The sequence below is a fragment of the Sulfuricurvum sp. RIFOXYD12_FULL_44_77 genome (genome assembly GCF_001830725.1).
GTDB classification, from domain to species: domain Bacteria; phylum Campylobacterota; class Campylobacteria; order Campylobacterales; family Sulfurimonadaceae; genus Sulfuricurvum; species Sulfuricurvum kujiense_A.
The window spans coordinates 1-11,403 of record NZ_MIBU01000045.1 but is presented as its reverse complement, the minus strand read 5'-3'; the positions used below and the strand labels follow the sequence as shown (position 1 = coordinate 11,403).

Genomic DNA, 11,403 nt, shown 5'->3' with positions numbered 1-11,403 from the left:
TTGGAAGGGTCGGTTTTGGGGATCTCGACGACCAAAGACGTTACCACATTCGTGAAAATTCGAGGTGGGGTGGATCAGTACGGATTGGCTCGGATCGACGGATCGCTCAATACCAAAGACCCTAAAAAATTCACCGATATGAAAGTGGCTTTCGATAATTTGGAACTTAAAGGGTACACCCCCTATTCTCTTGAATTTTTGGGGTACAAGATCGCGGGGGGGAAACTCTTTTTGGATCTTGGATACAAGATTGATCAGGGAAAACTGGGTGCTGCTAATCGTGTCGTGATTAAACAAATTGAGCTTGGGGCAGAGAAAACGGGCGGATCACCGTGGCCGTTGCGGCTGGTAGTTGCATTGTTCGAAGACAGTGACGGTGTTATCGATATTGATCTCCCTATCGAGGGGGATGTGAATAACCCCGATTTCAAATATGGCAAAGTGGTATGGCAGGTGATCGGAAATCTCTTTACCAAAGCGGTGACCTCTCCGTTTAGACTACTGGGATCGATGATGGGGATTGAGAGCGATAAGCTCTCTTCTATTAACTTTGAAACCGGCTCGGCGACACTTTTGCCGCCGGAAGTGGAAAAACTTGATCAGATTACGGCGATACTTTCCAAGCGTCCTAAACTCTCATTGGCCCTCTACGGCGGATGGGATGAGGTAGGCGATACCCGTGCGCTCAAAGAGGGTAAACTTGTTCAAGCTGCATTGAAACGAAATAAAAATCTCAAAATCGACTCTACCCAAGCGATGAGCGTGGAATTGCTCGAAGTGATGGCAGAGGATTCCTTGGATAAAAAAGAGCTCAAAGAACTTAAAGCCTCGTATAAAGAGCAATACCCTGAAGAAGCGGCGTATGTCCGCTACTATTCGGCGGCATTAATCGACAAGTTGGTTGTGTTGCAGCCGCTTAGTTCAGCAGAACTTCAAACACTGGCGCAACAGCGCTCTATCGCCATTCGGGATTATTTGCAGAAAACACCGGGATTTGACAAGCGGCTGCTTATTAAAGAGAATGAAGGGGTAAAAGGGGAAAAAGAAGAGATCATTCCGACACGTTTGGAGATTGTCCTTCCCTAATATTTTGAGATTTTTGTGATTCGTCCTATAATGTCACACTTATTTTATAGGAGAATCTATGCCGTTTTCACCCACAAAGCGCAAAGATACCCTTAGCGGTATCCTTTTTGTCGCTATATTTGCCGCAGCCGCGACAATGATCGCTGATTTGTCGGTTATCAAAAATCTAGGAATCTCACCATTGGTCGTGGGGATTGTTCTGGGGATATTTTTTGCCAATACACTTCATAACCGTATCCCCTTCGTATGGGAGGGAGGGATTACTTTTTCGGGTAAAAAAATCCTTCGTTTCGCTATCGTTTTTTACGGTTTCCGCATTACCTTTCAACAAATCGCTGAGGTAGGGATGGAGGGGTTTATGGTCTCGTTGATCATGCTCTCTACAACGTTTATCCTTGGAACCTACATCGGACAGAAAATCTTTAAAATGGATCGAGATACATCGATGCTAACCGCATCAGGGGCATCGGTATGCGGTGCAGCGGCTGTTTTGGCAACGGAACCGGTACTCAAATCAGAAGAGCATAAAGCAGCGATCGCTGTGTCGATGGTTGTATTGTTCGGAACGATTGCTATGTTCTTGTATCCTGCCCTTTACAGTGCGGGAGTGTTTGCGGGAATGGATGATAAGACGTTCGGTATTTTCGTCGGCGGAACCATTCACGAAGTAGCCCAAGTTGTTGCCGTCGGCGGAGCCTACGGGAAAGAGGCAGCGGATGCTGCGGTGATCGTTAAAATGACGCGGGTTATTATGATCGCTCCGATGCTGATCGTTTTGGGAATTTATCTCTCGTATGCCGCTAAAAAAAGCGGTAGCGTAGGGGGAGGGGTGAAACTCGTTATTCCGTGGTTTGCCGTCTATTTTATCGGTATGGCAGGGGTTAACTCACTGCTCACGCAATACAGTCTTGCCCATGCGGGAGAATCGATTTCAGTACTTATCACCTCTGCCGTCGAAAATATTAATCTTATCGATACGTTCCTTTTAACTATGGCAATGACCGCTTTGGGTATGGGGACACGATTTGCTAAGTTCAAAGGGTTGGGGATGGCACCGCTCTATACGGCAGGGGTAATGTTCGGATGGCTCCTTATCGGCGGATATTTTATTACGATGTGGGTTGTTGCTACATTTTAAGAGGTTTTTACTTTTCAAACTGATAACGATTTCGCAGTAGTTTTTCTATAGCTTCCGCCATCTTTTGATATCCGAGGGCGTTGGGGTGGATGTAGTCGCTTTTGTAGCGGTTGTCATGAAGAATATCGGCGAGAATATCCTCTTCGATTTCTAAATGGTATGCTTCGGCCAGTTCTTCGTAAAGAGGGGGCGGGGTGAGCTGAAGAAATCCGAATTGCGGAACGGAGATTAAAACTACATCAATATTTTGAGATTGTGCCAATCGGATCATTTGCTCCAAATTTGTACGCAGTTTTTGTATATCTTGTTTTTTAAGTATGTCATTTCCTCCGTGGCAGAGAAGCAAAATCTTTGGCTTAACTCTTTGAAGCAATGAAGGGAGCCGTTTGAGCCCCTCTTCGGAGAGTTCTCCAGAAATCCCCCCATTGATTACCTTACGCCCTAAAAGTTCTTCTAAACGTGCGGGATAGCTCTCTGTGGGAGTAGCTCCGTATCCATAGGTTAGACTGTCACCAAAAGCGAGAATCACTGCTTCTTTATCAATATATTTGTTAGCTCCTTCGGGTGCACTATAATAGCGATTAAATAAGAAGCTCCCAATAAGTAATACGGCTACAATCGTATAGATTCTATTTAATGTCATATTCAGCGCTTTCGATAGCTCAATGCCTCAAGCAAATGAGTTTTCCCTATATCTGATTCACCTTCGATATCAGCGATTGTCCGTGCTACTTTTAGGACACGGCTCACCGCTCGAAACGATAAGCCGAATCTCCCTATCGCCTGATCAATAACCTGTTGCGTTTCATCATTCAAAGGACAGTATCGGGCAATCTCCGCATCATTAAGCGAGCCGTTTAATCTCTCTTGCCCCCGTTCTTTTTGACGCAAAAAAGCGTGACGTACTTTTGCGTGAAGGTGATGGGACGAGACGCTCGGTTTGTCCTCGGCACTCACAGCATGCATTTGGACATACAGATCGATACGGTCTAAAAAGGGATCAGAGAGACGAGATTTATAACGATTTATTTCTAAATCACTGCATCGGCATGCGGTCGTCGTACTGAAAAGATTGCCGCATGGGCAGGGGTTCATTGCCGCAACAAATAAGAAATTGGCATCATAAGTTACTTTCGTATTGACGCGTGAGATGCGTATATGGCGATCTTCCAACGGTTCACGGAGTGCTTCGAGTACCGTTTTAGAAAAATGAGGGAGTTCATCAAAAAATAAGATCCCCCCATGCGCCAAGCCTACCTCTCCGATTTGAGCTTTATGACTTCCACCACCAAAGATACTTGCTCCTGTGCTGGAGTGATGAGGGGAACGAAATGGGCGTAGAGGGGAAAAGGTTGGCTCTTTTCCTTCCAGTATCTCCAGTTTAGCGCATTCCAGCATCTCTTGATTGTGAAGCGGCGGCATAATATGGACCAATCGTTTGGCAATCATCGATTTACCTGAACCGGGAGAGCCTTCCAAGAGTAAGTTGTGCATTCCAGCCGCCGCAATCAAAGCGGAACGTTTGGCATGTTCTTGTCCCTTGATATCGATAAAATCGAGGGGATAGTGTTCATGAAAGTAGTAGTTTGTATCTTCATGAATCAAATGGCTATAATCAAAGGAGCTGATATGCGCTTCGGTTTCTGGGAGCACTTCGGCACGTAAGAGATTGAGGGTCTCTGTGAGAGTCTCTACCCCGTAAAAAATGATGTTGGGTATCTTGGAGAGTTTGGGGAGACTGATACGTGGAACAATGGCACGCTCAATTATCCCCTGCTTGGCTAATGAGAGGATGATGGGATAGAGGAGGGTGTTTTCAGTGACGCTTCCATCCAATCCAAGCTCTCCGAATACATACCATGATGATAAATCTCCCTCATAATTTCCTAACGCAATGAGTGTCGCGATCGGAAGATCGAAATGAGACCCCTCTTTTCGTAAATCACTGGGGGCAAGATTAATGGTGAGACGTTTCGGGGGAAAAGTAAACCCGTTGCTGAGAAGGGCAGATTTTACCCGCTCTTTTGACTCAGTTATGGCAGTATTGGCCATTCCGACGATAGTAAAAGCCGGTAGCCCTTTGGTTGCAGTGAATTGGACTTCGACCGGTGAAGCGTCAATTCCTTCAAAGGTAGCACAAAGTAACTGTTTCATGGGTAATCCAAAATAGTATTTAACAGTTATGGTATCGTAAATGTTGGATTGAAAGAATTATATTGCAAAATGCAATATAATAAGGAAGACTATTTTTTGTCTTTGAGTACTTTTTTATACTCTTTCTCAAATTTTTTACGTCGGTTGTAGGTGAGTTTATCGATAAAGAGTTTTCCTTCCAAATGATCCATTTCGTGCTGAATGGCGATGGCTAAGAGTTCACAGGCATCAAGGGTACACGCTTCTCCATGACGGTTTTGGTAGTTTAGGGTCAGTGTTTCGTACCGCTCTATATCCTCATAAAAACCGGGGACGCTTAGGCACCCCTCTTGGTAGAGGATATTGCCTTGAGGGGCATGAATTACCGGATTAATAATCTCAATGATATTCTCTTTGCTTTGGTTTCCTTCGTCATCGGGAATACAAAGGATGAGTGCACGGATCGGATTTGCCACTTGAATAGCAGCTAAGCCGATACCATTGGAGCTTATCATTGTTTCATACATATCGTCTAAAAAGCGGTGGAGCAATTCATCAAAATTGACCACCTCTTTAGAACGCATTTTAAGTTGTTTGTTAGGGTAGGTGATAATGGGTAGAAGCATAAGAACCTTATTCGTTTTCGCTGCAGACCATATACCGAATCTTAGAGTTATTGTCGGCTGCATCCATAGCATTGAGAGTACAAACAAGGGTTTGGTCTACCCCTTGTGCAGGGTTTAATTCGGTGACTCCGATAGCGATACGCAATTGGATCTCCTTTTCAGCAATGAAAAAATTGCTCGAAGAGACGAGATCAAAGAGACGTTCAGACGCCCGTTTGGCACTTTCTATATCGGTATGTTTTAATACCATGGCAAAAACACCTTCGCCGTAGTGGGCAACGATATCACTGCGTCTAGACGTTTTAAGAAGAAGCCGCGCTACCGTACGCACCATGAGTTGCTGTGCTTTTTCACTTTGGATACTTTCTCCGGTCGATTTGGAGAGACGCACGGTGATAAGAGAGCTTTTGTGTTTGAACTCATCGATAAGATGACGTTCTTGCTCCAGTTTGGTAATAAGGAAACGTTTGTTATAGACACCATATTGATTATCAAAAATAGTTTCATTTTCTACTTGTTTTACGATGGTAGCGGTCTCATCATAAATAACTTTCATATGAGATACTTGCTTTTTCAATATGGAGCTGAGTTTGCCGACATCATTGCCAAGAGATGCAAGCAAATCGTTTGCACCGTTTAGAGAAGGGATCTCTTTCATCTCTTCTTTGCGCTTTTCTAAAATTTTCTCCATCAAGGAGATGTTTTTATAGAGAGTTGCGCTTAGCTGCAAAATGCTTTTGACGGATGAGAACCCTTGTTTGAGGGTTTTTTCCAACTCTATGCTCGACTCGTCGTGATTATCCTCTTCGAGTTCTAAAATAGAGCCGATTTGACGTCGGAGACTTTCGCTCTTATCTTCTAAAATACGATCAAAATAGAGAGAAAAATTGTTAGGGGTAGGAGGAAGATTATCTGAAATAAGGGCATTTAAAACCTCTTTGGCGAAAATCTCAAGATCACTGGTGGGATCACTGAGTGAACCCGCAGTAATAAAAGCACTCTCGTCACCACCCTTTTGGGTCGTTTGTCGCTGCGCACGTTTTAGATCACTGAGAGCCGCCATGGTTTGCCCCTTACTTCTCTTCTTTTTCTTTTTGAACCAATACTTCGTCAATGATACCATAAAGTACCGCTTCGGCGGCTGACATAAAGTTATCACGATCGGTATCTTTTTCGAGCTTTTTGACACTTTGTCCGCAGTTTTTAGCCAAAATTTCATTGAGTTCGGCTTTCATGCGCAAAATCTCTTTGGCTTGGATCTCGATATCGGTTGCTTGACCTTGCGCTCCACCGAGAGGCTGATGAATCATAATACGTGCATGCGGGAGAGCGTAGCGTTTCCCTTTAGCCCCTGAACTGAGCAAAAATGCCCCCATTGATGCCGCTTGACCGATACAGATCGTACAAACATCAGGGCGAATATAGTTCATCGTATCATAAATCGCCATTCCGGAAGTGATGACACCGCCGGGTGAGTTGATATAAAAATAGATGTCTTTTTGAGGATCTTCCGCTTCTAAAAAGAGAAGCTGTGCCACGATAGAAGAGGCAACAGGATCGTTCACTTCACCGCTAAGCATGATGATACGGTCTTTGAGTAGACGGGAATAGATATCATACGAGCGCTCTCCGCGCCCCGTTTTTTCAATGACGTAAGGGATGTAGCTCATCGTGATTACTTAATTTTATCGTTAAGCAATTTACTCAACACGCGATCTTCGATCATCGCCATTTGGATCGCAGGAAGGTATCCTGATTCTTGGTAGTGTTTGTATACTGCCGCAGGATCTTGACCCATTTGCATCGCTTCGTAGTAAATGGTTTGCATCAACTCTTGTTCGTTAACGATGATGTTTTCCGCTTTTGCCAACGCATCAACGATAAAGGTTGCTTTAACCGCGCGGCATGCATCTTCACGGAAAGTTTCACGCATCGCTTTTACTTTTTCTGCATCGCCTCTAAGCTCTTCGAGTTCTGCTTCGCTCAAGTCGCGAGCTTTTTTGTTGAGTGCCATATCCATCTCTTGTTCCACGATGAACTCAGGAAGATCGATCGTGAATGCACTTACGAATGTTTCCATAAGATTCGGTTTGAGTTCATCATTGTAGACAACGCTCATCGCTTCGCTCTCAAGCTGCTCTTTTACTTTTTCTTTGAGCATTTCTACACTGGCGTCTTCATACCCCGGAAGCATCTTTTTAGCAAGCTCATCATCGATGGTTACCGCTTCTTTAGCTTGGATCGCATGGATTTTTACTTTGAATTCGGCAGGTTTCCCGGCAAGTTTTGCTCCGCCGTAGTTTTCAGGGAAGGTTACCGCGATGGTTTTTTCCTCCCCTTTTTTCATTCCGATCACTTGATCTTCAAATCCAGGGATAAATTGACCGCTTCCAAGACGAAGAGAGAACCCTTCTGCTTTTCCACCTTCAAACGGTTCGCCATCAACAAATCCTTCGAAATCGAGAAGTGCTGAATCACCGCTCACTAAGGCACGGTTTTCTTCTACGTTAACCAAAGGGGCTTGAGCGGATGCCAGTTCTTCGATACGTGCAGTGACTGCCGCATCGTCGATGGCAGGTTTTACAACATCAGGAACCATCGCTACGTAATCACCGAGTTCGATTGCAGGACGGGTTGCGATGATCACTTCAACGTCAATACCGTTATCGTTTTTCTCGAATTTAGCGATTTGAGGTTCGCCGATCAGTGTGTCAGCGGCAATCGCCATCTCTTGTAGACCAGCACTTAAAAGATCACGCAACGCTTGCGCCTCCGCATCTTGAACAAGGCGTTCACCGTATTGTTTTTTTACGGCACTGAGAGGTACTTTACCTTTACGGAAACCGGCAATTTTTGCCTCTTTGGAGAGCTGATTGGCAATTTTTTCGACGTTAGCATCGATTGTGCCGCGCGTGATAGCCGCGTTGATTTTCGCGTTGGCTGAGTCAATTTTGTTTGTAGTAATTTTCATTAAATCCCTTTTGTTAACGTCTCTTATCAGACTAAATGGTGGCAATAATATCCAAAAAGGGTTAATTGTACGCTGAATTAAAATAAAAGCAAAGACGTGATAAAGTAATAACAACAATATTATTCCTGATGAGAGAGTCGATGTCTAAAGCAATTGAACAGCAAAATTTTGAAGAAGCGGTCAAAACAATGATCCGCTATGTCGGAGAGGACGTCAACAGAGAAGGGCTTGAAAAGACCCCAAACCGTGTTTTAAAAGCGTATGAATTTATGTTCGGCGGGTATCAGGAAGACCCTCAGGAGATACTAAATTCGGCAATGTTTGCGAGCAGTAACGATGAAATGGTGTTGATCAAAGATATCGAATTTTATTCAACATGCGAGCATCATCTTCTCCCGATTATCGGTCGGGCGCATGTCGCCTATATCCCTGATGGCAAAGTGGTCGGTCTCTCTAAAATCCCCCGCGTCGTCGATGTCTTTGCCCGTCGAATGCAAATCCAAGAGCAGCTTACCGAACAAATTGCCGATGCATTGATGGAAGCGGTTTCCCCCAAAGGAGTGGCGGTGGTGATTCAGGCGCGCCACATGTGTATGGAGATGCGAGGCGTCCAAAAAATCAGCTCAACGACGACTTCGAGTGCCCTTCGCGGATTGTTTAAGCGGGATGAAAAGACTCGGATGGAATTTTTTAGCCTCATTAATTCTTCCAGCGGGAACCGTTACTAACCGATGCCGCTCAAATCATTGCGAAGCCGTTTAGGGGTTGAGAAGCTCACCACCGTATTCGGCACGGTGAGTAAAATCAGTCCCACCGTGATTGTCGCCGAAGGGCTGCATGTCAGTATCGGCGATACGGTATTACTGGTCTCGGAGATGAGCGGTGCCGAGGCACTGGGGATGGTCAGCGAAGTGGAGCGCAACCGTTTTTTTATCACCCCTTTTCGTTTTGTGGAAGGGTTTCGTGCCGGAGATAAAGTCTATCCGAATCAAACCGGAATGATGATTGAAGTGGGTGAGGCGCTGCTTGGGCGGGTTGTGGATCCGTTTATGAATCCCATCGACGGAAAAGGCTCTATCGGCGGTACCCATCTCGAATCGATCATTAAAGCACCGATTGCCGCGATGAAGCGAGGGATGATCGATGAGCCCTTTAGCGTTGGGGTAAAAACGATTGACGGGTTGTTGACATGCGGCAAAGGGCAAAAACTGGGAATTTTTGCGGGGAGCGGTGTCGGTAAATCGACCTTGATGGGGATGATTGTTCGTGGCGCTGCTGCCCCCATCAAAGTGGTGGCTCTTATCGGCGAGAGGGGGCGAGAGGTTCCTGAATTTATCGAAAAATCACTCGGAGGCAATCTCGAAAACACGGTTCTCGTCGTCGCAACCAGTGATGATTCTCCCCTGATGCGTAAATACGGTGCCTTTAGCGCTATGAGCGTGGCGGAGTATTTTAAAGCGCAGGGAAAAGATGTCCTCTTTATGATGGACTCGGTGACCCGTTTTGCGATGGCGCAGCGGGAGATTGGTTTGGCACTCGGTGAACCTCCTACCTCAAAAGGGTATCCCCCCTCTTCGTTGACGCTATTACCGCAACTGATGGAACGTGCAGGAAAAGAGGAGGGTAACGGTTCGATTACCGCTTTTTTTACCGTTCTTGTGGAGGGGGATGATATGTCCGATCCGATTGCCGATCAGTCCCGCTCGATACTCGATGGTCACATCGTCCTCTCGCGGGAGCTGACCGATTTCGGGATCTATCCCCCTATCCATATCCTCAACTCCGCTTCACGTGTCATGAACGATATAATTACCCCTGAGCATCTAGCGGCCGTTCGTCGATTTCGACGACTCTATACGCTCTTAAAAGAGAATGAAATGTTGATCCGTATCGGTGCGTATGTTCGGGGGACCGATAAAGAGCTTGATGAGGCTATCAGTAAAAAAGAGAAGATGGAAGCGTTTCTCTCGCAAGAGGCAATGAGCATCTCAGGGTATCAAGCGTCTATTGATCAGATGATAGAATTGATGGGTAGTTGATCTAATCCTTAAGCATTCCTAAATATAAAAAACCCTTAAGGTTACTATAACATCGTTTGCACTATTATCCCAAAAGTTAAACAAGACTAAATTAGTCTTTTATTTAGAACCCTATTATAGGAGCATTATATGCAAGTCTATCTGGACAACAACGCGACAACGATGGTCGATCCTGCCGTCGTAGAGGCGATGATCCCTTATTTTAGTGAGGTTTACGGAAACCCGAACTCACTGCACCGTTTTGGAACCGCATCACACCCAGCGATCACAAAAGCCATTAATCAGATGTATAAAGGGATTAATGCGAGCGACAAAGATGATATTATTTTTACTTCATGCGCTACCGAATCAAACAACTGGGTTCTCAAATCGGTATGGATTGATAAGATTGTAAACGGGGATAAAAACCATATCGTTACCAGTGAAATCGAACACCCCTCCGTCCTCTCTACCTGTAGATTTCTCGAAGAACAAGGGGTCAAAGTGACCTATCTTCCGGTGAACGATCAAGGGATTGTTGAAGCCCATACCCTTCGCAGTTTCATCACCGATAAAACGGCGCTTGTATCTATTATGTGGGCGAACAATGAAACAGGGATGATTTTCCCGATCAAAGAGATGGGGGAGATCTGTAAAGAGAAAGGGGTTCTTTTCCATACAGACGCGGTTCAGGCTGTGGGCAAAATTCCGGTTGATATGCAGGATGTGCATGTCGATTTTATGTCGATGTCGGCCCATAAATTTCACGGTCCAAAAGGGATCGGAGCGCTGTATATTCGTAATTCTCAAGAGTTGACTCCGTTATTACATGGGGGAGAACATATGGGAGGACGCCGATCCGGTACCCTCAATGTCCCTTATATCGTCGGTATGGGAAAAGCGATTGAGCTGGCAACCGAGAATATCGCCGAAAAAATGGCTTCTATTCGTGTTAAACGGGATCGTCTCGAAGATGCTCTACTCTCACAGCTTAGTGACGTCATGGTCGTTGGAAATCGCGATAATCGGACACCGAATACCATTTTGATCTCTATTCGCGGAGTTGAGGGTGAGGGGATGCTGTGGGACTTGAACAATGCCCTCATCGGTGCCTCTACTGGTTCGGCCTGTGCCTCGGAAGATCTCGAAGCCAACACCGTAATGCTCGCTATCGGTGCCGATAATGAGTTGGCTCATACGGGTATCCGTTTGAGCCTTAGCCGTTTTACAACGGACGAAGAGATTGATTACGTCATTGAGCGGTTTTCAACGGCGGTAAAACGTCTACGCGCGATTTCAAGCTCGTACGCAATCGTACAACCCACTCCCGGCGGTGAAGCTGGAGAATGTCACATTCATCACTAAAGGATTCTATTATGGCAAAAAATGATTTATTGGGCGGATCTCTTTGGGATCAGTATTCCAACAAAG

Annotated in this window: 11 protein-coding genes; 5 read left to right on the top strand and 6 right to left on the bottom strand. The window is 45.4% G+C overall.

Annotated elements, in window-relative coordinates; genetic code table 11:
* Positions 1-1,086 (top strand): DUF748 domain-containing protein (locus A2517_RS02165; protein ID WP_294893727.1); only part of this gene is annotated, 1,086 nt, incomplete at its 5' end.
* 58 nt (positions 1,087-1,144) lie between these two features.
* A complete protein-coding gene (locus A2517_RS02160) occupies positions 1,145-2,224 on the top strand; it encodes a YeiH family protein (protein WP_294893726.1) in 1,080 nt (359 codons plus the stop codon).
* A gap of 7 nt (positions 2,225-2,231) precedes the next feature.
* Here A2517_RS02160 and A2517_RS02155 read toward each other — a convergent pair whose 3' ends face one another.
* The 6 genes from A2517_RS02155 to tig all read right to left on the bottom strand — a co-directional run bounded on the left by A2517_RS02155 (position 2,232) and on the right by tig (position 7,954).
* The gene (locus A2517_RS02155; protein WP_294893725.1) at positions 2,232-2,867 is read right to left on the bottom strand and encodes an arylesterase; all 636 of its coding nucleotides are present in this window, start codon (positions 2,865-2,867) and stop codon (positions 2,232-2,234) included.
* 2 nt (positions 2,868-2,869) lie between these two features.
* The gene (locus tag A2517_RS02150) at positions 2,870-4,378 is read right to left on the bottom strand and encodes a YifB family Mg chelatase-like AAA ATPase (protein WP_294893724.1); all 1,509 of its coding nucleotides are present in this window, start codon (positions 4,376-4,378) and stop codon (positions 2,870-2,872) included.
* 89 nt (positions 4,379-4,467) lie between these two features.
* Complete coding sequence (def, locus tag A2517_RS02145; protein WP_294893723.1) at positions 4,468-4,983, bottom strand: peptide deformylase; 516 nt, start codon at positions 4,981-4,983, stop codon at positions 4,468-4,470.
* A 7-nt stretch (positions 4,984-4,990) separates the two neighbouring features.
* The gene (locus tag A2517_RS02140; protein WP_294893722.1) at positions 4,991-6,046 is read right to left on the bottom strand and encodes a diguanylate cyclase; all 1,056 of its coding nucleotides are present in this window, start codon (positions 6,044-6,046) and stop codon (positions 4,991-4,993) included.
* Between the two features lie 10 nt (positions 6,047-6,056).
* Positions 6,057-6,653: an ATP-dependent Clp endopeptidase proteolytic subunit ClpP gene (gene clpP / locus A2517_RS02135; RefSeq protein WP_294893721.1), complete on the bottom strand. Its 597-nt coding sequence runs from the start codon at positions 6,651-6,653 to the stop codon at positions 6,057-6,059.
* A 5-nt stretch (positions 6,654-6,658) separates the two neighbouring features.
* The gene (gene tig / locus A2517_RS02130; protein ID WP_294893720.1) at positions 6,659-7,954 is read right to left on the bottom strand and encodes a trigger factor; all 1,296 of its coding nucleotides are present in this window, start codon (positions 7,952-7,954) and stop codon (positions 6,659-6,661) included.
* Positions 7,955-8,094: 140 nt separating this feature from the next.
* Here tig and folE point away from each other — a divergent pair, with 140 nt between their 5' ends.
* From folE to A2517_RS02115, 3 genes are all read left to right on the top strand, one after another.
* The gene (folE, locus tag A2517_RS02125; RefSeq protein WP_294893719.1) at positions 8,095-8,682 is read left to right on the top strand and encodes a GTP cyclohydrolase I FolE; all 588 of its coding nucleotides are present in this window, start codon (positions 8,095-8,097) and stop codon (positions 8,680-8,682) included.
* A 3-nt stretch (positions 8,683-8,685) separates the two neighbouring features.
* Positions 8,686-9,993, top strand: a complete 1,308-nt coding sequence (gene fliI / locus A2517_RS02120; RefSeq protein ID WP_294893718.1) for a flagellar protein export ATPase FliI — start codon at positions 8,686-8,688, stop codon at positions 9,991-9,993.
* Positions 9,994-10,122: 129 nt separating this feature from the next.
* A complete protein-coding gene (locus tag A2517_RS02115) occupies positions 10,123-11,337 on the top strand; it encodes a NifS family cysteine desulfurase (RefSeq protein ID WP_294893717.1) in 1,215 nt (404 codons plus the stop codon).
* The last annotated feature ends 66 nt before the right edge of the window (positions 11,338-11,403 follow it).